At 42.1% G+C, this 22,541-nt stretch carries 18 protein-coding genes; 4 read left to right on the top strand and 14 right to left on the bottom strand.

Features of this window, described 5'->3' with window-relative positions; all coding sequences use genetic code 11:
- Positions 1 to 50 precede the first annotated feature (50 nt).
- The 8 genes from NST85_RS07395 to NST85_RS07360 form a co-directional block, all read right to left on the bottom strand.
- Entirely contained in the window at positions 51 to 1,157 is a 1,107-nt protein-coding gene (locus tag NST85_RS07395; RefSeq protein ID WP_246054037.1) for a DUF4367 domain-containing protein, read from the bottom strand.
- A 223-nt stretch (positions 1,158 to 1,380) separates the two neighbouring features.
- Positions 1,381 to 2,412, bottom strand: a complete 1,032-nt coding sequence (locus NST85_RS07390) for a serine hydrolase domain-containing protein (RefSeq protein ID WP_127191982.1) — start codon at positions 2,410 to 2,412, stop codon at positions 1,381 to 1,383.
- A 103-nt stretch (positions 2,413 to 2,515) separates the two neighbouring features.
- A complete protein-coding gene (locus NST85_RS07385; RefSeq protein ID WP_341191089.1) occupies positions 2,516 to 2,791 on the bottom strand; it encodes a hypothetical protein in 276 nt (91 codons plus the stop codon).
- Positions 2,792 to 2,865: 74 nt separating this feature from the next.
- Complete coding sequence (locus NST85_RS07380; protein WP_246054038.1) at positions 2,866 to 3,771, bottom strand: GNAT family N-acetyltransferase; 906 nt, start codon at positions 3,769 to 3,771, stop codon at positions 2,866 to 2,868.
- Positions 3,755 to 4,630 carry a TrmH family RNA methyltransferase gene (locus NST85_RS07375; RefSeq protein WP_127191985.1) on the bottom strand — a complete coding sequence of 292 codons (876 nt, stop codon included), beginning with the start codon at positions 4,628 to 4,630 and terminating at the stop codon, positions 3,755 to 3,757. Before NST85_RS07375 ends, NST85_RS07380 begins: the two co-directional genes overlap by 17 nt.
- A 153-nt stretch (positions 4,631 to 4,783) precedes the next feature.
- A complete protein-coding gene (locus tag NST85_RS07370; RefSeq protein WP_127191986.1) occupies positions 4,784 to 5,050 on the bottom strand; it encodes a CD3324 family protein in 267 nt (88 codons plus the stop codon).
- A gap of 272 nt (positions 5,051 to 5,322) precedes the next feature.
- Entirely contained in the window at positions 5,323 to 6,546 is a 1,224-nt protein-coding gene (locus tag NST85_RS07365; protein WP_127191987.1) for an MDR family MFS transporter, read from the bottom strand.
- Positions 6,547 to 6,589: 43 nt separating this feature from the next.
- Positions 6,590 to 7,603: a hypothetical protein gene (locus tag NST85_RS07360; protein ID WP_127191988.1), complete on the bottom strand. Its 1,014-nt coding sequence runs from the start codon at positions 7,601 to 7,603 to the stop codon at positions 6,590 to 6,592.
- Positions 7,604 to 7,839: 236 nt separating this feature from the next.
- Here NST85_RS07360 and NST85_RS07355 point away from each other — a divergent pair, with 236 nt between their 5' ends.
- Entirely contained in the window at positions 7,840 to 9,186 is a 1,347-nt protein-coding gene (locus NST85_RS07355; protein ID WP_127191989.1) for an amino acid permease, read from the top strand.
- Between the two features lie 68 nt (positions 9,187 to 9,254).
- The gene (locus NST85_RS07350; protein ID WP_127191990.1) at positions 9,255 to 11,504 is read left to right on the top strand and encodes a poly(ethylene terephthalate) hydrolase family protein; all 2,250 of its coding nucleotides are present in this window, start codon (positions 9,255 to 9,257) and stop codon (positions 11,502 to 11,504) included.
- Positions 11,505 to 11,555: 51 nt separating this feature from the next.
- On the opposite strand, the gene NST85_RS07345 is transcribed toward NST85_RS07350, so the two are convergent.
- The 6 genes from NST85_RS07345 to NST85_RS07320 all read right to left on the bottom strand — a co-directional run bounded on the left by NST85_RS07345 (position 11,556) and on the right by NST85_RS07320 (position 19,158).
- Positions 11,556 to 12,419, bottom strand: a complete 864-nt coding sequence (locus NST85_RS07345) for a carbohydrate ABC transporter permease (protein ID WP_127191991.1) — start codon at positions 12,417 to 12,419, stop codon at positions 11,556 to 11,558.
- A 2-nt stretch (positions 12,420 to 12,421) separates the two neighbouring features.
- Positions 12,422 to 13,297: a carbohydrate ABC transporter permease gene (locus NST85_RS07340; protein WP_127191992.1), complete on the bottom strand. Its 876-nt coding sequence runs from the start codon at positions 13,295 to 13,297 to the stop codon at positions 12,422 to 12,424.
- Positions 13,298 to 13,373: 76 nt separating this feature from the next.
- A complete protein-coding gene (locus NST85_RS07335; protein ID WP_127191993.1) occupies positions 13,374 to 14,684 on the bottom strand; it encodes an ABC transporter substrate-binding protein in 1,311 nt (436 codons plus the stop codon).
- A 114-nt stretch (positions 14,685 to 14,798) separates the two neighbouring features.
- A complete protein-coding gene (locus NST85_RS07330; protein WP_127191994.1) occupies positions 14,799 to 16,457 on the bottom strand; it encodes a response regulator transcription factor in 1,659 nt (552 codons plus the stop codon).
- Between the two features lie 54 nt (positions 16,458 to 16,511).
- Positions 16,512 to 18,314, bottom strand: coding sequence for a cache domain-containing sensor histidine kinase (locus NST85_RS07325; RefSeq protein WP_127191995.1), 1,803 nt, complete (start codon positions 18,312 to 18,314; stop codon positions 16,512 to 16,514).
- 295 nt (positions 18,315 to 18,609) lie between these two features.
- A complete protein-coding gene (locus tag NST85_RS07320; protein ID WP_127191996.1) occupies positions 18,610 to 19,158 on the bottom strand; it encodes a GbsR/MarR family transcriptional regulator in 549 nt (182 codons plus the stop codon).
- Positions 19,159 to 19,464: 306 nt separating this feature from the next.
- Between NST85_RS07320 and NST85_RS07315 the strand changes: the two genes are divergently transcribed.
- Together NST85_RS07315 and NST85_RS07310 are read left to right on the top strand one after the other, a co-directional pair.
- The gene (locus NST85_RS07315) at positions 19,465 to 20,607 is read left to right on the top strand and encodes a quaternary amine ABC transporter ATP-binding protein (RefSeq protein WP_127192140.1); all 1,143 of its coding nucleotides are present in this window, start codon (positions 19,465 to 19,467) and stop codon (positions 20,605 to 20,607) included.
- Positions 20,604 to 22,379, top strand: coding sequence for a glycine betaine ABC transporter substrate-binding protein (locus NST85_RS07310; protein ID WP_127191997.1), 1,776 nt, complete (start codon positions 20,604 to 20,606; stop codon positions 22,377 to 22,379). Before NST85_RS07315 ends, NST85_RS07310 begins: the two co-directional genes overlap by 4 nt.
- Positions 22,380 to 22,541 lie beyond the last annotated feature (162 nt).

Raw genomic sequence — 22,541 nt, 5'->3', positions numbered from 1 at the left:
TGATTGGATATTGTATCCAATCATAACAGTCGCAATCCGCCCCTCTTGTATTATTTACCCGTTTGGTCCTGCATAGAACCGGCGATTTTTACCATTTCATTTACGGGTAAATCACCGCTAGTAATTCGGAATTCAAGACCGTCTATCGTCCATGTTAACGTTTGAAGAGAATCTCCTGTAAGCAGACCCGCTGTAAAACCTAAATCGATCACTTCACCTGATACAAGTGAGGCAGTTCGATCTGGCGAACGGGACTCTGTCAACGTGAACTGATATGTACCGTCATATCGTAGAAGCACTGTGCTTCGCTCACTATCCTCCACAATCTTATCATCACTATATTCTACCCCACTAGGTAGATACGTTGGGATGATTACTCCAAATGGTTCTGACAATGCTGGAGTGGATATCTCTGCCCCAGAAATATCGGTACCATCTACGGCCACATCAGATGGATCTGGCTTTTCAACGAGTACACCAGACTCATCAACTTCGAGCAACGTTCCTTGTGCACCTGGAGCAGCAGCATCCAGATTGTGTTGCATATCAAAAGAATTTTTATCAAACTTCGTTCCGAAGGCGAATTTATCAAACTTCACCTCTACAACAACCTTTGCCTCTGCATCCGATACCTGCACCTGTTTCGGTGCATAGTCACCCTTATTGAGCCAAATCTTCTGCCGTACTAGCGAATGGGTGTTATAGTTCGCAGCTACTTCGAATACATAACTATCCTTATCGCTTACGAACTGCCGTGAGTTATCACTTACAATACTTCTTACCAGAGTTTGATACAAATACACCTGACCTTGATTCTCTGGCCAATCACTTTGGAACCGGAAACTCTTGTTTAAGCTTGGTGTGAGAACATATACCCCTTGATCATTACGAAGTACGATCTGAGTAATGTTCTTCTGCGCATTTGTAAGCGCAATCCGGTAATATGACGGATTTTGGTACCATACTTCCACTTTGTATTCCTGTGGATTGTCACCCGTATACAACGTCATCGTTCCAGAACCTTGATAACTCTCCAACTTTGTAACGACTTTATCCAAATCTTTGACAACACCGGCGGCGTCCTTCTTCCCGCAACCAGCCAACATGACGCTTAACACTATCACGATGGTTAGCACCCATGTGATCCGTCGACGCATGAGATCATCCCCTCTGCAGTTTGATTTCCTAAACTGATACATATCTATGAGGGAACTTGGCCATTTATGCGGACTGGTTTGACAAGCTGGGGGGCTTGGATACTATAGGGTGGATTATTAATGGTGAAATGCCGCGTCAGGAGTGGGTTTCGGCAAAAAAAAGTCTCCTCTTTGATCTTTACAGATCTTCTAGAGGAGGCTTTACATTACTGATAATTTCGAATTATCCGCGAAACTCATTGTGGATTATCTCATCAATTTTGAGCGCAATCATACCAGCACCTTTATTAATATTTCCTAGAATATGAGCATGTGTATTGTCTTTCGCATATACCGATGATTGCATGATTACTCCAGGATCACTGCCCATTACAAAATACTTGAAAATCTCGTTCTCTTTCATCAATATCCAGACGCCATACCCATAATGTAATTCTTCATTCTCACTTGCGTGCGGGGTCAGCAAAATATCAGTATACTCTTTAGACAATAATCTATTGTCAAATAATGCATTCCAAAACTTCACTAAATCGTGAACGGTTGTATAGGAACCTCCATCAGGACCACCTACAATAGGAACTGAGTATATATTGGTTTTCCAACCTAATTTATGATCTATGTAACCAACAGCAGTTCTCTCCGATAATTGATCCATTCGAAAATAACTTGAGTCCATCATCCCACAAGGTTGAAATATGTTCTTCTCAATATACGCCGGAAAACTCAAACCCGACAATTGTTCAACAATAAGACCTAAAAGTATGTATCCAGCATTGTTGTAAGAGAATCTATCTCCTGGAGCAAACTTCATCTCCCCATTCTGAAATAACGGCAAAAAATCTTGTGGAGCATTCATGTTATAGACGGGTAGATCCTTCCACAAGTCTGCGAAATCGCTCATGAATTCTTCATCAAAGTAATCCGGAACACCTGAACTATGAGTTAATAAATGATGTATTGTGATATCTGGATTAAAATGTGGAAAAGGAAAATTCAAGCAATCTTTTAGATACGTATCAAATGTAACTACGCCTTCTTGTACCAGTTGGCAAATGGCTACCGCCGTTAAAATTTTACTTCCTGATGCGATAGCAAACCTAGTGCTAATAGTATTAGCTATTTTTTCGCTTCGATTTGCGTACCCATATCCACGTTCAAATATTTTCTCTTCCCCTTCTACAAATACTGCACCTGAAAAAGGTAGATCTTGGTTGTGTTGATTCATTGCTTCTTCTATTTTTAGAGTAAGATTCATTGTCATAACATCCTTTCGTTGCTTGTCCATACTATTGACTAGTACAAAGGCCGATGGACAAATGCCAGCAGCCTTTGTAAGTGGATCTTTGAATAAACTGATCTTAAAAAACTCTTCTACGTATTATTCTCCGTCTTCTTTGCAGCAATATAATCGCGAGCAAATCAAACAGAACAAGCGGTATAATAAACGGTACAAATGTGGCATGAGCTCCGCTACCTTTGCTGTGGGCAGCAGATACTTTAAGATACAGTTTTTTACCGCTGACTTTGACGATGGTTCCGTATAGAACTGCACCTGTTTTCGTTCTGATTTTAACTGGTTTGTTCAAATAGCTTTTTGCCTGCTTAAACCGTGAAATAGTTGCCAAAAGGTCCACCTCCTGATAATCATGCCACAATATACGCGACACGTTCTAATGAGGTGTGGGCAGTAAAGGAATAATGTGTCGTACTATGTGTTCTTAACCTTTTTCCATGGATGTATTTTGAAATCAGGTTCAAAACCGATGCTACGATAAAATGGTTGATCTGCACCCACGTACACCTTACCAACTCCCATCCCTTTAAGACGATTGAAGCCCTCATAAATTACAGCCTTTCCTAACCCTCTTCGCCTGTAATCTTTGTGTGTTCCCACAGGTTCCAGAATTGCAACTTTGTTGACTTCATCCAGCCAGATTCCGCAAAATGAAACTACTTCATCAGCCTTATTCAATATGAATAAATCAAGCTCTGGCCTGTAGTCGGGAGCGTTCTTAATATTACCGTAGTACTTCCTAGTTAGCTCAGCATGAGGTGATCCTTCATAATCAAAAGCCATAATATGTCCCTGTGCCTTACTTAGATCACCTACTTCCGATCCAGCCTTAAGCTTGAATCCCTCAGGAATTCCCATTTTAAAATCCCTCTCAAGGTAAATAGATATCATGATATCGTCCCATTCCATGCTAATGTATCCTCTGTTCTTTGCCACTCTTTCCATCCCTGCCATGCCCTCAGTAATTGCAAGATGATTGGTACTTACTCCATTTTCATAGGTCAACAGATACTCCTCTGCATACTGAAACAATTCATCTATCAATTCATCACTCGGTTCAAATGTATCTAGTAAAAAGTAAACATCTCCATCATCACATGCTACTGCTGCCAAATCACCGTTACTGTATTCCCATAAGCCAATGCGGTCCTGCCAGCGCCGTTTGAGATGACTGTTTCTTGCTTCCTGGAAAAATTCAAGAAACTCCCAGCGGTCTATTCCCCAACTATTTGGTCGCCCTAATTTGGAATATGTTTGAATTAAAAAATCACGCACTTTCAAAAAATCATTCGTCATATAGGGCCTAAAGTTTGTTTTCATATTCATCACCTCCCAGTGCCTTTTTCCTCAAACATATTTCATAGGTAAGAATTGAAGCGGCAACACCTACGTTTAATGAATCACAGGAACCTGACATCGGAATCGTTAAAGTTTGTACGGGATGGTTATACCATTCCTGCGATATCCCATATCGTTCGCTTCCTAGAACCAAGGCCGTATTTCCTCCATAGACACGGTTACCATAGAATGACCTAGCCTCCGAATCAGCCAAATAAATGTGGAAACGGTGATTTTTCAACCATGTAATACATTCTGAAGGATGTTCAAAGTACACAATAGGCACTGTAAATACAGCTCCCATACTGGCTTTGATCAGTTTGGGGTTGTTAACGCGCGCTTTAGGGTTACAGATGATTACCGCATCAACCCCAGCTCCGTCACAAGAGCGCAAGATCGTCCCGATATTTCCTGGGCTTTCCAGCCCATCCAATATCACAATTACGGCATCATCCCGTATTCCAAGGTCCTCTTTGTGATAGACAGGTAATATACCGACTGATATGAATCCATCTGGGTCATCACGATCACTAAGTCTTTGAAATGTTTTTGGAGATACTACATAAATATCATCGGTACTGTTCATAAACGCTTCCACAAGCTCTATTGCTTCATTGCTATACATCATTTCAGGGCAAAACAAGCAGTATTCGATATGGATATCGGTCATCCGTAGCTTGTGATGTGCCCACATCCCTTCAGTTACAAAGCGTCTCTCAACTGAGTTAAGGGTATTATGTAAGATAGATCTGATCTCAACTACCTTCTCATTTTGTGGACCTAACCTTTTTATTTTCCACTGATACTTTTCCAGCAATTGATTTAGTTTAAGAGTATTCATTGTATTCGGATCCCATTTCTACCTTGGCTTTATATTTAAATTATAAAGAAATGAGCTCCTCCAAAATATATCAAAAACAATTCCTAATCGTTCTTTACACAAATTAAAAACCCGTAAGAGTTGGTTTCTCCCACGGGTTTGAATGAATATCAGTTATTTTTTGCTATACACTATTTTCTTGATGCTGTCATAGGACAGACTGAAGGTGTCAACCAGTTGATCTATCGTAGCCCCTTCGAGAAATTGATCACAAATCTTAGTGTTACGATGATCCAATTGTTCACGATTTCCGGAGTTTTCACCCCATCTTTTGCGAATCCCTTCAGGTTTGGGAATATAAATCATTTCCCCCTGCACATATTTCTGTATTTCTTTCAATAAATTTTCCGGAAAAATTACATTTGCTTGTATATATTTCATTCGCTCTTCGCTCCTTAAAATCATTTGGCATTTTAAGGTAGCAAAGCCTGCGTAACCACTTCTCACCCCTTAGGATGAAAGAAGGCGATTATTATTTAGCTCCATGCAAAGAATCGCCGCGTTGATCTTGCAGACTTTGCATGGAGCGAACCCAATACGAAATCGATAACCCAATACATAGTATCCCTCCTTTATGTAATCCAGTAATTTCATTTTGAGGGTATTATCCCCTCACAGTGATAAGAAGTCAATAGTTCCTCTACGACTAAAATTCAAACGATTCTGTGTGCTTCTGCTGCAGACAGGTGCCGATGTGCTGATAGCAAGAAAGGAATACCACAAGCTGAACTTACAGCTATGATGGAAAAGATAAGAAGTGGAGATTGTACACCTATTGCATCTAGCAGAAATCCACCTAGCAAGGGGGCGATGACATTACCCAAGTTGTTGAACCCAAACATACCGAAGTATGTACCACGTAGTTCAGGCTTAGCAATTTTGTCGACAAGCACATCTGTCATCGTAAACATCAGAACCTCTCCGATCGTAAACAATATAACGCTAAGCATGAATGCTACCACCGATTCAAAAAGACCAAATATCAGCAAGCTGCATGATACAAATGCACTCCCCACAATCAACGGAATAATTGGTGAAAAACGACTTGCGAATTTCACAACAGGAAATTGTACAATTAATACAACAAGCGCATTTAGAGTCAACATATAACTAAACCATTTGACTCCGTCCTGGATCCTTGGATTTATCTCCATAAATTGCCCCACTGTAGAACCGAAATGTCCATACCCAAGTACGCAAAATATCATACCAAGCAAGACTGATATAAAGATCCGATCCTTACCTGTCACTCTTAGAGCACCCATTAACGTCAGTCGGTTACCTAGATGTTTAGTCGCCGTCCCAATTTCCTTATTATTCAGGAATTGTACGATCAACACTAGCCCGTAACAGAAATAGACCAGACCGGCAATGTAGAAAACTCCATTAGAATTTGCTACTCCCATTTGCAGTCCCAATAAAGGGCCCACCACAGCTCCCAGATTGATTGCTGCATATCGGAGATTAAATACCAGAAGTTTGCTCTCCTTCGGTGTAATGTCGGCAAGCAATGCCCGTGAAGTTGGTTCGAACATAGAACGACATAATCCATTTAATGCGTTCATTAAAAAAAAGATCCATATCCGGTCCGCCAGAGCAAAACCAACAAATACAAGACTCCAACCAAAAATGGAGATTAGCATGACCTTTTTACGTCCAATGACGTCGGAAATATATCCTCCATAGAAACTAGCAAATACCCCGATTAGAGAACTAACCGCTACAACAAAACCAGTTTGCGACGGAGAGGCCCCCATCGATTTGATTAAATAGATAGAGAGAAACGGAATACTCATGGTTGTTGCCATCCGGCCAAAAATCGTGCCTATAATAATAGTCCAAGATAAAGGATGAATTTGTTTTAAGTTTGTTTTCATATGTCGCCTTCTTTGCTAAAGTAAACTCGTACTAAATGAATTATCACGGACCTGGCCAAATAAACATCGCTCCTGCAGGACTAACCATCATGAGTATGATGATAGGTTGTAGCCCTCCAATGACGGAGCTTAATAGTCCGGCTTTATTTAAAGATCGATGCACTTTGGATGAGGCTAACACAATTAAACCACCTATAATACCAAACAGAACGGAAACAATGGATAGAAATATAAACGCAAAGGCCATTAGATAACCGACCCCCGCTCCAGCGCTAGGGTCATCTGGATTACTCAACGTACGTGCAAACATAAATAACAGTAAATAAATCCCTAAGGGAAGATTAGCAATTACACCACAGATCAAACTGATGATCGCCGGTGCTTTTGTTGGAGGTACCTCTTTCGTACGAGACTCAGTGGAATTAGATTCATTATCAACTTCAACTTCAACTTCATTGGAATCCTGATGGGATGCCAGATCCGTAGAAATATCTAGGTTTGAGGATAGTCTATGAACTCTACTAATATAAACCATCATTGTAACCACACTGATCATAGAGAAAACAAATAAAGCCAGCTCCATCCAACCTACATAACGATTCTGCAGTAGATTGAACACCCGGTAGCACACAGAAATCAGTGCGAACAAGAAATATCCGAACCCCAGCATTCTGACCTTCTTAACTAGTTCTGGCTTCTTGTCACTCACCATCCCAATAATTCCACGTCCAACCACATATACAAGGATTACCTGGAAGGCGATCGTCACTAGATCAATAAAAGGTACGATGGTGTTAAAATCAAACGGATCGTTTTGTATGGAAGAACTCGAAACCATATCTTTTTGAAAAACCGAGATATTAAATATGTACTTGAACAACACCCAACCTAGCATAATGAGTGATGTATAAAATCCTGTATGGAAGAAAGAATTTCTCTGCTTAAGTGAATACAGCCCTGTGCAGATTATGATAATTCCCAAGATATCCGGTATGAAGTCTTTTCCATAAAGTTTGAAATCAAACATGAATGGAATGCCCCAAAACAAATAATTCAATGCCCCATCCCCCTTCTCTCTTTAACTCTCGCCCTCGTGCTTCAAACTATAGTATTCACACATTATCACAAAATGAAAAAATTGTCAGACGGAATCGAATCTTCGACTATTCAAACAATAGTCACATTCCTGGACACTTTCATTATGCATTCATATCTTAGAGATTAAATTTATTGTAATATAGAGCAGTGTTTATCTTAAATCACGAATTTCATCTCATCAGGAGGCATTCTACTGTGAAATCTAATCAATCCCCTTTACAAAAAAAATTACTACCGAGGCATATCAGTTTTATGGCGATGGGCGGGGTCATCGGCACGGGTATCTTTAAAGGTAGCGCGGAAACTGTAAGCATTGCTGGACCTGGAGTTATTTTCTCCTATGTATTCGCAGGACTCCTACTCCTTGTCGTTATGGGAGCCATCGCTGAAATGGCTACCGTCTATCCCAACATGAATATGAAAGAATTCATCCGCAAAGCTCTTGGAGAGCGGGTTTCATTTATAGTTGGTTGGTTGTACTGTTTCATGTGGTTAGCCGTTTGCGTAATTGAAGTTATTGCTGCCGGAAGTTTTCTGCAATTCTGGATACCAGATGTTCCCTTGTGGATTCTCAGTCTCGCAAGCGCAGCCTTCATAATTGGTGTGAACTCAATGAGCGTCAGTGGTTACGGTGAGTTTGAATTTTGGTTGGCCGGGATCAAAATCGCTATGATCGTTGTGTTCATTGTACTCGGCGGAAGCCTCCTATTTGGGTTGTTACCAGGAGCAGAAGCCCCTTTCCTGCATAATTTTACAGAGTACGGTGGATTTGTCCCGAATGGTTGGACCTCTATCTTCTCAGCGCTACTGATCGTCATGTTCTCTTATGGGGGCTCAGAACTCATCGGACTAACCTTGACGGAAGCACAGGATGCAGAAAAGGTACTTCCTAAAGTGGTGAAGGGTTTCATTCTGCGGGTCATTCTCTTCTATTCCCTGCCTATTCTGATCATCTGTGGGCTTATTCCATGGAATCAACTAGATGAGCATACCAGTCCCTTTGTTCAGGTCCTGACTTCGACCGGAATGCAAGGCGCGGCCCATCTAATGAATTTCATCCTGATTACAGCCGTGTTATCTGCGGCGAACTCAGGAATTTACGGTGCTACACGGATGCTTCATTCTCTAGCCAAGGACGGAGAAGCACCTCAATCGCTCGCTCGCATTTCCGCTAAAGGTGTTCCTGTGAATAGTCTAAAGCTTTGTGCTGTTATTCTATTTCTTGGTTCAATGATCGCCTACTTTGCCCAAGAAAGAGTCTTTACTCTATTGATGGCAGTGCCTGGATTCGTAGTTGTGATCGTTTGGATTGCGATATGCCTAGCTCAGTTAAAGCTCCGCAAATCTTATCCTGTACAGCCAACTTTCAAGGTATGGGGATATCCTTACCTCACCATCATCACGACCCTGTGTCTATCCATAATTGCCGTGACTTTCTTATTTGATGCAGCGAATCGGATTAGTATTGGTGTATGTATTGGTGTCATGATCCTGCTCGCCGTATGGTCAATATTCCGGTTCAAATCAAGCCGCATTCCATAATTCTACTCATTCCCCCATTGCACTTGGCATGATACAATATATTGAGAAAATCCAAGGTGGGGGAAGCTATGCAACTTCAAGTGCAAACAGAATATGTCTTACAGAAGCCCCCTCTTATTTCTAGACTAGTAAATCGCATCAAACACACATACCAATATGATACCGCCTTTTGGCGGATAGCGATCGCCGGCCCCTGGGGGGCTGGCCTTTTCGCATTTGTCCTACTCGCACTTGGTGTCCCTACAGGATCGGGTACCTTCTTCGATATACTGTTATTTACCACTGCGGGAACCTTCTCTTTCTTTGTTCTGGGAAATATAGTAGCCATTCTACTAGCGTTGATAGGATTACGGATTCCCCGACTTTTTATCGGTACGGTATTGTTCGATCTCATTGCGGTATTCTTTATCTTTTATTTAGATGATGTTGAACTTGTTATTGCAGCTATTGTCTCGGTTATAGTGACACTCGGCGGCATTCTCACAGGACTTGTCATCGGGTTGCTCTCCAGCCGTGGTATCAGCTCACGAATTAAGTTAGGTCTAGTCGCGCTGCTCGCTGTTCTATGCCTCAGTACGGCCTTATGGCTGCAGGATCAATCAGCATCTCAAAGTGAACATCAGTTGACCTCCTCTGTAACGCCCATTAATACGGTAAGTCCAGCTGAACCGGGATCTTATTCCGTTGATTACTTTACTTATGGTAGTGGAGAAGATCCACGTCAGACAGAATTTGGCCATCATGTCGATCTTCTATCTGAGTCCGTGGACGCATCACAATATATAACAAAGTGGTCCAAGTTAAGAACACTATTCTGGGGGTATGATGAAAAATCACTGCCCCTTAACGGCCGTGTATGGATGCCTCAAGGTTCAGGTCCTTTTCCAATTGTCTTGATTGTTCATGGTAATCATTTAATGGAGGATTATTCGGATGACGGTTACGCCTATCTGGGAAAATTACTCGCAAGCCGAGGGTTCATTACTGTATCAGTTGACGAGAATTTCCTGAATTACTCCATTTGGACTGGTATACCGAACAATGATATGAAGGTAAGGGCCTGGGTTCTACTCAAACATTTAGAGCAAATTGATCAATTTGCTAGTTCACCAGATAATCCATTCTATGAAAAGATTGATTATGAACAAGTTGCACTTATAGGACACTCTCGAGGTGGGCAGGCCGTAGCTATGGCTGCTGATGCCGATCAATGGTTTAGCACTGATGATACCTTAGGCGATTTCAGAAAGTTTCAGATTCAAGCGGTCGCAGCTATAGCACCTACAGATAAAAAAGTTGATGAAAAACAAGCCAAATTACACGATATTAGTTACTTAACCCTTCAGGGAGCACAAGACGGTGATGTCAGCGATTTTGACGGAGAACGGCAATATGCCCGAACCACCTTCTCATCTGGGTCTACGAATTTCAAATCAACCCTATACATTTCAAATGCTAACCATAGCCAATTCAACAGTGGATGGGGTGATCGGGATATCGCTTACCCTCTGGGGATTTTGTTAAGTAAAAAAGATATGTTGAGCGCTCCCGAACAGCGGTCGATCTCCAAGGTATATATTTGCGCTTTCTTAGAGGCCACCCTCCATGGGGAGCAGCAATATATTCCTCTATTCCGTGATTACCGAAATGGTCTTAGGTGGCTTCCAGAAACCTCATACTATAACCGCTTCGAGAGCGGGGAGTTTACCTCTTGGGCCTCGTTTGATGAGGATATGAACCGAGTAAGTCTACCCGGTGCCGGTAAGGCAACAGGTACAGATTTGATATGGCTGGAAGAAGAATATAAGAACCGACATAACTCTAACAAAGGTACTCGTGGAATCGTCCTGAGTTGGGAGAGTAAGGAATCAACAGAGCCTTCGTATAGTCTAAGTTGGGAACAGGGGGCTAAAGCTCCACGATCAGGAGAAGCTTCAATACTCGCCTTCTCGCTCAGCAACCGTAGCTTCGAACTAACAGTAGAGGAAACATCCGAGGAATCGCTAATGAGGTCGTTCGAGATCGAAGTAGAGATTCAGGATACAAGTGGTGTCTCTGTACGTCTTCCTTTGTCCTCCTTCATGGCTGTACCTTCATTACCTGAGACGAACTTCACCCTGCATCCTTGGTTAGATCAGCGTCTTTCTGACGGTAAGTACAAACACCCAACAGAGACGGTATTTCAAACGTTCCAGTTACCGTTAAGTGAGTATACTGCGGTCGATCCCGAGCTGGACCCTACTAGCATCCAAAGATTAACTTTCCATATGGGTGAGGGACGCGGGAAAATTATGCTAGATGATATCGGAGTATATTAAGCAAAAAGGGAAGCCCGGGGGCTCCCCTTTTTGCTAATGATAAATTGTCTCTTACCCTTTAATAGCTCCTTCGGTGATCCCGGAGAAAATAAACTTTTGGAGCAAAAGATAGATGATAATCGTCGGGAGCAATACGATCAGAATAGCTGCCGATAATAATCCATAATCCGAGGCCCTCTGACCCACAAAGGTCATTAATGCTGTCGAGAGGGTATGTAGTTCTTTGGACGGCATATATAAATATGGAATATACATATCATTCATAATATCTACTGCCTTAATAATAGCTAAAGTTGCCGAAGCTGGAATCAGCAGTGGGAAGATAATGCGGAAGAATATTTTAAAGTAAGAGGCTCCATCAATCATTGCACTTTCATCAAGCTGATTCGAAATTTTCTCTATAAACTGCAGGTAAATGAAAATTTGCAGCAAATCCGTTCCAGCATAGATTAATAGAGGAGCAGACATGCTATCGTACAGCCCAAGCGATTTAATAATCTGAAATCTGGATACCTCAGTTGTATAGAACGGAATCACCATCGCAACCGTGAACATCGCCATAATGATTTTCTTAGCTCCAAATTGAAACCGGTTCAGCGTATAAGCCGTCATAGAGCCTAATACGGTGTTAAGTAAGACGCTGACCACGACAAGAATCGCTGTGTTTTTAAACCCGACGAGCATGTTCCCCATGTTGAACGCCGTCTTAATATTCGTGAATTGCCACGAATCCGGAAGTGCCAGGGGAGAATTCTTCATTAGCTCCGGGCCCGTCTTAAACGCTGTAAAGATGTTTATTAGTACCGGGAACATTACAATCAGACCAATTATGACAAACAATAGATAGAGCAGGAATGAATTCAAACGCTGACGTGTTCGATAGCTTACTAGGGAGTTCGGTAAGTTGACTTTCATTGTTATTCCTCCCTCCCCTTAAACAATCTGCTCTGTAGCATACTGAATACAATGATGATTGTCATCAGGATAACAGCTAAAGTTGAAGCCAAACCGTAATTGTTATATTTAAATGCAGTCTGAATGGTATACACCGTAAAAGTTGTACTTGCCGTACCCGGTCCACCTTGTGTCATGAGGAATGGAATATCAAAGACTTGTAGTGCCCCTCGGACGTTGAGGAAGAGCACAATCTCTATAACCCGGCTAATACCTGGCGCAGTAATATAACGGAATTTTTGAAACCCACTAGCTCCATCAATGGTCGCTGCTTCATACAAATCAGCAGGGACAGATTGTAGACCCGCCAAGAACAAAATAACGTGAAATCCACTAAATCTCCAAAGTGACACGGCGACCAAAGAATAGTTGACCACGCTCGAATCACTGAGCCAGTTGCGAATTAGAAATTCAAGATTCATATCTCCTAGCAGTGCATTTAACGGACCATTAATCGGATTGTATAAATAGCTGAAAATGTAAGCTACCGCTACGCCATTGAGAATATACGGCATAAACACGATCGACCGAAAAAAGTTACTGCCTTTGATTTTATTGTTAAGGAATACAGCCACCATTATTTCAAGCGGAATAAAGATGACATGAAGAATGAAATATAGAAAGTTATTGCCTAATGCAGTCCATACCTCTGGTGTTTGAAAGGCTGTAATATAATTCTTTAACCCTGTATATTCAAAGCTTTCAGAAATACCGTTCCAATTCGTGAAGCTAAATTGAAATAGCTTAACTGTTGGATAGAGTAGAAATAAAACAAGTAATCCCACAGGAATACAAAGAAATGAGAAAATAACAAGCCGCTTCTGGACAGTATATCTCATCCACGAACCTCCTCCGAATGGGTCTGTCTAGGTCGCCCTGATCCGGACGACCTATCAACCCTATTTCTATGTTGTACTATTTAGCGCTTCGAGCCTTAGACCATTTTCCATCCAAATCCTTGCTAATCTCATCCACTGTCTTACCAGCCATCATCTCTTGACCTAGCGCCTTTACATCCAATTGAATGGCATTCGCCAAATCTGTATAAGCTGCGTTACCTGGGATGTAGAGGAACGGTTCATTCTTATTGTTATTATAAAAATCTTGTAGGAACGGTACGTTAGCTTCAATTCCCTCATAAGCAGAACCAAGCTGCGCGTGGTCGATATAATCCTGATATACTTCAGGTGAATAGAACCATTCCATGAACGCCTTTGCTTCATCAGCATATTTAGTGGATGCACTAATGCCATAGAAATGATCTGTAAATGTCATAAGTTTCAATGGAGTATCTTCGTTCTGACGATAAGGCATTGGGAACGCCGCCAAATCATCGGTACTTCCTGTCTTCGAGGCATAAGTCGGTACGAACCAAAGACCTGATGCTACTACAGCTGCCTGTTTGGATACAAACAGGTCTGTCGCCTGATCCCAGCCCACGCCAAGTGGATCCGGACCCATTACTTTAGCGTCATACAACTGTGCGATCTGACTGAACCCTTCATAGAAAGCTGTACCTTGTGCAAAAGGTGCATCTTCTTCAGCCATTGCGCTTAAATAATTCTCATCATCTGAAAGAATATGTGGCAAGAATTCGTTAAACGGATAATCTGGCCATGCATCTTTACCGCCCATGGCATATGGTATATAAGTGCCATTCTCCTTGATTTTGTTCAGCACATCCAGGAACTGCGGCCAAGTTGTTGGTACTTCAAGGTTCAACTCTTTGAACACGCTAGGATGATAATACACAAGTTCTGGGAATGAGACGGAAGGAACAGCTAAGACTTTCCCATCTACTTTGTATTTATCTGCGTATTTATTACTGCTTACAAAACCCAGTCCATCAAGTGGCATTAGTTGTTCTTTGAAATCACTCAGCCAGTTTGGCTTTAACTCGATGATGTCTGGTAATGCATTACCACCTGCACGTACCTTCACTGCCTGCAAGTAATCAGAATCGCTTTTGAAGGACTCTAGCTCAATCGTCACGTTTGATTTCACTTTGCTGTATTCCTTAACCTTGTCATTTAAAAATGTGATAAAGTCATTATTTGAATCCCACATCACCATTTTGAGTGTTACAGCCTTAGCTGAACTATCTGGTTTGCTCTCACTTCCTGACGTATTATCCACCTTATTACTTCCTCCAGATGCACAACCGCTTAGAACAGATATCAGTAACGCTGTCACAGCAATCCAAATTCCAAGTTTTCCTTTTCTCATACAATGACCTCCTCTATGTGCTTGTTATAAATTAATTGTAAGGTCACTGAATACGCTTTCATATGTACATTTTTGTTGTTTTCTTCTCTCTTTTTGCACAGGTTCACAATCTTCTCATCCCTCTTCAATTTCTTGTTGTAACTGTTCCCGGTATTCTGCTGGGGCAATGCCCGTCACCTTCTTGAACACTTTGGTGAAATGTCCCTGATTGGGATAACCCACCTTTTCCCCGATCTCATACAACTTCATCCCACTATGCATCATCCCGATCGCCTTCTCAATTCGGATACGAGTAACATACTCAACAAAGGTTTCACCCATCTCTTTGGAAAATAGTTTACTGAGATAAGTCTCACTAATTCCCGCTTCCTCACTTGCTAATGTTAAGGAAATCGGCTCATGATAATGAACCTGGATCCATCTTCTTACCTTCTCCACCGGTCGTTCTACTGTATCTAGAGCATATTTTGCAGAGAAAACCGTTGCAGCTGCCCTTTCAGCGATCTCTATCATTTGCTGGTTCACTTCTTGAAGTGAATCGATCTTGCTTAGCAACTGTGATGCTGATAATTCCACACCCTTGACACTAGACCAAGCGATTCCCTTGCTGTAAAGCATGGTATTCATCTCCTGAAGCAGCGAACGGTACGGATCCAGCATCTGATCAATTGTTGCTCTACGGCTAAGGGAGAATTGACCCAGCAGGACACTCAGTTCTTTGCGCCAATGATCATCATCACGAGCAAGCGCTTGAATAAACTCCGACATGCTCCTAGAATCCGCAGCTTGCTGATAACGCCCCTCCTGACTAGGTAACACAGCATCCTCCGGGAAATATACCATTCCACTTCCGCTGAAAAAACGATATTGTGCTAAATATACCGCTTGCTCATATCGTGTTCTCCATAACCCCTTATCATCACAGGGTTCAGCGATCCCGATGCCTCCACGCACATTCACATATAGCTCCAAGTGACTCATCGCCTTGGTTATGATCTCATGCAGCAATTCCCTTTCAGCTAGCCCGCTAACATGCCGGGGAATTAAGACAAGTAAGGCATATTCCAATGGCCCTATCCTACTCATCACAATTTCATAGCCATATCCTTCAATGACTTGTCTTACCGTATGCATCACAAATCGTTGCTTCTGCCCTTGATCCTCCAACGTATCCTTATAACTTCGATCAATTAACAGCGACCCGATAATATGGCGATATCCTGATAACCCCTTTGACCAAGATTCCAATCCATGTTCCCCATGAGATGATAGCTGTACATTCCTCAAGTCACCTAATTGTGGTCTTAAAATCCCCATGAACCATTGATCCTTTAATTGTTGTAGCACGGAGCGGGCTTCACTCTCTTTACGTTCACTTTCATTCATTCTTTCACGTAGCAAGTTTACTGCCTTATCTATAACTTTTCCTACTTTCTCTTCCTCCAAATCATCCTTAATAATATAGTCATAGACACCATACAAAAAGGATTCACGCACATATTCATAATTACGGTAAGCACTGAGCACGATGACTCCTGTCTTAGCGCCTTCTGGTAAGTCGCGTAGCTCTTTGATGAATTCAATTCCGGTCATGATAGGCATCTGCATATCTACCAATACCAAATCAATATTGCTGCTCCGGATCATTCGCAGCGCTTCTCGACCATTCGACGCTTCCCCGGCAATTTCACACCCATAGCTATCCCACAAGATGATCTCACGAAGTGCAATTCTCACAATCGGCTCATCGTCCACGATCAGTACTTTTAACATAAATCGCCCTCCTCTCCTCTTAAAGCTGAATAATCTCAAACCCTTAATCTCGGCTTATTTCGAATCTGTATGGTACATCAATGGAATACGAAGTGTTACTGTAGTGCCCTGCTCCTGATTGCTTTCAATAACCATCCCGTAATTAGACCCATAATTAAGCGAAATACGGTCTTGAACATTTCTTAAACCAATTCCGTTGAATCTTTCTCGATTCGTTTCATGTCCTTCACGGAGCTCAGAAAGTGCCTCTAATGACATTCCAACTCCATCATCATGGATCGTAAATAAGCATGCTTCTTTATCTACAATTCCCCCGGTAATAACAATTTTGCCTCGACTCTCTTTCTCGTGCATGCCATGTATAATTGCATTTTCCACAATAGGCTGCAACATTAATTTAGGGATTAATGCCTGCTCCAGAGCGGGGTCGATGACACATTCCATATCGAATAAATCCCCATAACGAATCTTCATGATCTGTACATAATAATCTAGAAGCACCATTTCCTCACCAATCGTTGAATACATACCCCCTTGGTTAAAAGCTGAAGACAACAGTTTGGTTAATGCCTCTGTCATTCGCTGTATATTACTAACCTTGGAGATCGATGCCATCAGCTTGATTGTATTTAAAGTATTGAGCAAAAAATGAGGATTGATTTGCGACTGTAGCGCCGTTATTTCTGCGATTCGTTTCTGTCGCTCCTTTTCTTTTACCTCATGTAATAACCCTTCCATATTCGACATCATTTCATTAAATGCATTGCCAAGCACAAAAATTTCAAGGGGGCCCGAAGGTGTGATACTGACGCTAAGATTGCCCGATTTCACTTGCGCCATCTGCCGGAACAAAGCAACAATAGGCTTCACTATACTTCGTACAAAGAAATAAGACATCAGCAGGAAAATAATGAGTCCAATCGCAGAAACCAGTATCGTACGATGAAATACACTTGTAACCTGTGCCATGATCCCTTCATACGGAACAACTTGGATAAACTTCCATCCAAGATCACCTTCTGTATATACAATATAAGACTCCTTTCCATCTACTTGATGAACATAACTACCATGAGTTCCTTGCTTAGCAGCATCTAGAAAAGAGTACTGTACCCCCTCCATTCCTTCCCTCAAAGCATCATTATTCGTGGAAGCAATTAAATCGCCTCCCTCTCCAACTACATAAATATCCCCTGCGCCGGAATTTTTCGTCTCCAATAACTGGATAAATTTGCTCGCCCGAAATACAAGATAAATCATATCCACATCATAGAATATCGGACTATATTTTGGAGATATTGCCGCAGTAATGTACATCCCATCTTCTGGTACAGAAGGTGTACTGTGCTCGATCCCCATTAGTTCCACCCTGTTCTTGGAGGCAGACACCGACTTATACCATTCTTGATTATGATAAAATGAAGCGTTCTGTCCTAAACTTCGCTTATATTCATACATCTTCTGATCTTTAAAGAAAAACAGAACGCTAGCCACGTCACCCGTATAATGAAAATAACTCCCTACCTGCGTATCAAGCTTCTTACTCATTTGTAAGTGTTCCTGTGAATTCTCAGCGCTACTTACTGCTGAAGCCGTGGCAATTAATTCATCATCGTTGCCCATCGTTGAGAGCGTATTCATAATCATCTGAGCTTCAGATTGGAAGGTGTAGGACACCTGTTCCAACGTCTGTAAGGCTTGAGATGTCGTGTTTTTCACCAATATCGAATTAAATGACCTCACAGAATACAAAGTAACAAGAAACAGTGGCAATGAAATCATTAAGAAAAAAGATATATTTAAAATCTGAGCGATTCTCCATCTCCGCCTTGGAGCAAACTGCTTGAAAAGTGCCATGATATGCCCGCCTTTGCCCGTATGTATTGTTAGGAGGTGTATCGAAGATAGAAATTCCTATCTTATTCTAGTCTATTATATTTGAAAGCGCTTGTATTGACGTATATTTGTTATTTTCTTATTCAATCTTGCACTAGAATGGCGTATCCCAGGAGGACGCTCCGCGAACGGACCGTTCCTACAATCGCTGTGGTCTCTACGCTACTTCGAGCATAAAGCAACAATGGGCCGAAAACGTCAAATGGCAAGCCTCCTATAAACCGGAGACTTGCCATTTTTTAATTTAGAAGGGTTATTAAGATTTAGGAATCATCTTGTAAATTTCGCCACTTTCCATTGCATCAATCAGCTTGTCCAACCATTCATAATATCGAACAGCTTCACTCATCTTCCGCTGATCCTCCAAAAGAATCTCATGTATAGGACCCTCTGGTTGAGATTGAAGTTGATTGTTCAACTCCTCGATGGATCGGCGGAACACAAGAATATTACTTTCAACAGCTTTTCTCCATTTAATTGCGAAGAAGTCAGTAAACGTTTGATGCCAATCGTTTTCAACCTCATATAAATCCTTACGCGAGCCCTTTTCCCATACCTTATTGACCATCTTTAAATCAAGTAAGGTTCTAACTCCTGTACTCATGCTTGTCTTGCTCATACTCATTTCTAGGCCCATATCATCCAATGTCATCGGTTTATCTGCAAAAAATAACAGCCCATATAAATGACCTGTTGATAATGGGATACCGTATAAATCCATGTTTCTTCCAATCGCTTCTATAACACGCTTACGTATCTTTAATAGTGCGGAATGTTGTTCCGGTGTCAGCTGGTCCAAGCTCATGCTTGTAACCTCCTATCGCAATTTCTCTTCTATATTAAAAAAAGCATACCGAAATGTAAAGAAAACATCTCATAAGCATTTTAAAGCATACGGCAGAATAAGTCACATTCTTTCTGTACAGTTTTTTCTGTTTATACTTTACGTACAGTTTTTACGTTTGTAAAAATTAATGTCTTTTGTTACACTAGAGACCACGAATAGACTTCCAAGTATTTGGGCTAAAATTGAATTAAAGGGGTTGATGGTTTGAAGGATTCTATATTAGAAGTCCGAAACGTCACCAAAGTGTTTGGTCCCAATCAAGAAATGGGTCTGCAACTTTTGGAACAAGGTCATACTAAAGAAAGTCTTGCTAGTAAAGGGATTACCGTAGGCGTGAACAAAGTTAGTCTCGATATACGCCAAGGTGAAATATTTGTCATTATGGGGCTGTCCGGTAGCGGGAAGTCTACTTTAGTTCGGATGCTCAATCGACTGATTGATCCCACTTCGGGTCAAGTACTGATCCATGGAAAAGATCTACTTAAGATGAACAAAGCACAATTAAGGGAAGTGCGGCAGAAAAGCATCAGTATGGTATTCCAGAAATTCGGACTTTTCCCCCATCGTACTGTACTACAGAACGTAGAATACGGCCTGGAAATTCAGAAGATGGATAAAGAAACACGCAGAGAAAAGGCTCTAGAGGCACTGGAACTGGTCGGACTTAAAGGTTGGGGAGATAAACTGCCGGATGAATTAAGTGGGGGCATGCAGCAACGGGTAGGTCTTGCACGTGCTTTGGCTAACGATCCTGAGATCCTACTCATGGATGAGGCATTTAGCGCACTCGATCCATTAATTCGGCGCGATATGCAAGATGAATTACTTGAATTGCAAGAAAAGATGAAGAAGACGATTATCTTCATTACCCATGATCTTGATGAAGCACTGCGAATTGGTGATCGGATCGCCTTAATGAAGGACGGCTCTTTGGTGCAAATCGGCACACCAGAGGAAATGTTGACGCAACCAGCCAATCGCTATGTGGAACGTTTCATTGAAGATGTCGATCTTTCTAAAGTACTCACAGCTGCCCATGTTATGCGGCGTCCAGAGACGACTACACTAGACAGAGGTCCCCGTGTTGCTCTAGAGCTGATGCGTGAACTTGGGATATCTAATCTGTTTGTCATAAACCGTTCCAAAATACTGCTTGGTGTTATTACTGCCGAAGATGCTTCAATTGCGGCTAAGACAGGTAAGTCACTATCCGACATTCTGATTACAGATGTACCAAGAGTTCAACCGGATACATTACTCGGTGACTTGTTTGAACTGACGAGTTCAGCCAAAGTTCCAGTTTCAGTTGTAGATGAGCAAGGTAAATTGATGGGCGTCATTATCCGCGGTGCTCTACTAGGTGCTCTTGCTGGAAATCACCCAACAGATGGAGGTGATTGGAAATGACACCAAAAATTCCGTTAGCTGATTGGATCGATTGGATCGTAGCTTGGATGGAGAATTATCTAGGTGGCTTCTTTGATGCTATATCAACAGTTATTGAAAACATTGTCACCTTCATCTCTTGGATATTTCTCCTCCCACATCCGTTGCTTTTTATTGCCATCATCGGCATATTAGCATTTGCAATCGGACGTCTGCCATTGATGTTCTTCACTGTCATTGGCTTTCTGATTATTGATAACTTCGGATATTGGACCCATACGATGGATACTCTAGGTCTTGTTATCACTTCAGGACTTATCTCTATCCTACTCGGGATTCCGATCGGGATCTGGAGTGCTTATAGCAAGACAGCCCATCGCATCATCTCACCGGCACTAGATTTCATGCAAACCATGCCGGCCTTCGTCTATTTGCTTCCTGCCGTGACGTTCTTCAGTCTTGGCGTGGTACCAGGCGTAATTGCTTCCGTGATCTTTGCGATTCCACCAACTATTCGTTTGACCTATCTAGGAATCAAGCAAGTATCCGAGGAGCTCAATGAAGCGGCGGATGCTTTCGGCTCAACATCATGGCAAAAGTTGTTCAAAGTGGAACTTCCCCTTGCCATGCCTACAATGATGGCTGGAATAAACCAGACTATCATGTTGTCCCTGTCGATGGTTGTTATCGCTTCGATGATTGGTGCACAGGGTATTGGAGCTGAGGTATATCGCGCTGTAACTCAATTGAAGATCGGCCAAGGTTTTGAAGCAGGTCTCGCCGTCGTCGTATTGGCGATTGTCCTTGATCGCTTTACACAAAGCCTGCTGAAGCCAAGGCGCAAGAAAGTCATTGCTCCCGGAGAAAAAGCATCTCGCCGTAGATGGATTATCCCCGCAGCACTAATTATCGTAATTGTTTGCGGTGGAATACTTCAGGCAATACTACAGCAGGGCGGAGAAACTTCATCTAAAACTTCACCGGAGAATTCTGTTGGTAGTCTCTTTGATTACAAAATTATCGGAATCGATCCAGGTTCCGGCATCATGAAATCAACTGCACAAGCCATCCAAGATTATGATCTTGAGGGATGGACTTTAATTGAAGGTTCTAGTGCAGCCATGACCGCAGCAATGGATAAAGCGATACGTGAAGAACAACCGATTATCATCACAGGTTGGACTCCACACTGGATGTTCAACAAATATGATCTCAAATATTTAGAAGATCCACTTAAATCGTATGGTGACGCGGAGGAAATACACACCGTCGTACGCCTTGGACTAGCTGAAGATCACCCGTCTGCCTATGAATTCCTCGACCGATTCCAGTGGTCATCCGATGAAATGGGCGAGATTATGACTGCTATGCAGGAAGGACAAGCCCCAGACAAAGCCGCTGCCGAGTGGGCAAATGCTCATAAAGACCGCGTGGATGAATGGACAAAGGGCATTGCACCTGTGAACGGTGACAAACTGACGCTAAGTTACGTAGCTTGGGATTCCGAGATAGCCAGCACCCATCTACTCCAATATATCCTTGAACAAAAGCTGGGTTACAAAGTAAACACACTTCAAGTAGAAGCTGGGCCGATGTGGACCGGTGTCGCTAGTGGCGATGTAGATGCCACAGCTGCTGCTTGGTTACCCCTGACCCACGGTGATTATTGGGAGAAATATAGTGATAAACTTGAGGATCTTGGTCCTAACATGACAGGTGTCAGAACCGGACTAGTTGTACCTAGCTATGTAGATCTCGATTCGATAGAAGATTTAAAGAAATCGTTAGAATAACTGTTTGAAACAAGACTTCAAAACGCCCGAAGACCCCATCCCTACGAGGGATGGGGTCTTCATATATATTAATAAGAAGAGGGGTTACTCTTACTATATAGCCCGTTCCTTAAAAGCACCTTACCCTGACCTGAAAATTAGATTAAAAATATGGACTACCCC

It is taken from the genome of Paenibacillus sp. FSL K6-2524, from assembly GCF_038005525.1.
Lineage (GTDB): Bacteria > Bacillota > Bacilli > Paenibacillales > Paenibacillaceae > Fontibacillus > Fontibacillus anaericanus.
Note: the sequence above shows the minus strand (reverse complement) of the source record. Positions and strands in the feature narration are given on the sequence as shown.

Bases quoted from the DNA above. Each gene is read 5' to 3' on its own strand.
- NST85_RS07395 (WP_246054037.1), bottom strand. From the start codon at position 1,157: ATGCGTCGACGGATCACATGGGTGCTAACCATCGTGATAGTGTTAAGC.
- NST85_RS07390 (WP_127191982.1), bottom strand. From the start codon at position 2,412: ATGAATCTTACTCTAAAAATAGAAGAAGCAATGAATCAACACAACCAA.
- NST85_RS07380 (WP_246054038.1), bottom strand. From the start codon at position 3,771: ATGAAAACAAACTTTAGGCCCTATATGACGAATGATTTTTTGAAAGTG.
- NST85_RS07375 (WP_127191985.1), bottom strand. From the start codon at position 4,630: ATGAATACTCTTAAACTAAATCAATTGCTGGAAAAGTATCAGTGGAAA.
- NST85_RS07370 (WP_127191986.1), bottom strand. From the start codon at position 5,050: ATGAAATATATACAAGCAAATGTAATTTTTCCGGAAAATTTATTGAAA.
- NST85_RS07365 (WP_127191987.1), bottom strand. From the start codon at position 6,546: ATGAAAACAAACTTAAAACAAATTCATCCTTTATCTTGGACTATTATT.
- NST85_RS07350 (WP_127191990.1), top strand. From the start codon at position 9,255: ATGCAACTTCAAGTGCAAACAGAATATGTCTTACAGAAGCCCCCTCTT.
- NST85_RS07345 (WP_127191991.1), bottom strand. From the start codon at position 12,419: ATGAAAGTCAACTTACCGAACTCCCTAGTAAGCTATCGAACACGTCAG.
- NST85_RS07340 (WP_127191992.1), bottom strand. From the start codon at position 13,297: ATGAGATATACTGTCCAGAAGCGGCTTGTTATTTTCTCATTTCTTTGT.
- NST85_RS07335 (WP_127191993.1), bottom strand. From the start codon at position 14,684: ATGAGAAAAGGAAAACTTGGAATTTGGATTGCTGTGACAGCGTTACTG.
- NST85_RS07330 (WP_127191994.1), bottom strand. From the start codon at position 16,457: ATGTTAAAAGTACTGATCGTGGACGATGAGCCGATTGTGAGAATTGCA.
- NST85_RS07325 (WP_127191995.1), bottom strand. From the start codon at position 18,314: ATGGCACTTTTCAAGCAGTTTGCTCCAAGGCGGAGATGGAGAATCGCT.
- NST85_RS07320 (WP_127191996.1), bottom strand. From the start codon at position 19,158: ATGAGCTTGGACCAGCTGACACCGGAACAACATTCCGCACTATTAAAG.
- NST85_RS07315 (WP_127192140.1), top strand. From the start codon at position 19,465: ATGGGTCTGCAACTTTTGGAACAAGGTCATACTAAAGAAAGTCTTGCT.
- NST85_RS07310 (WP_127191997.1), top strand. From the start codon at position 20,604: ATGACACCAAAAATTCCGTTAGCTGATTGGATCGATTGGATCGTAGCT.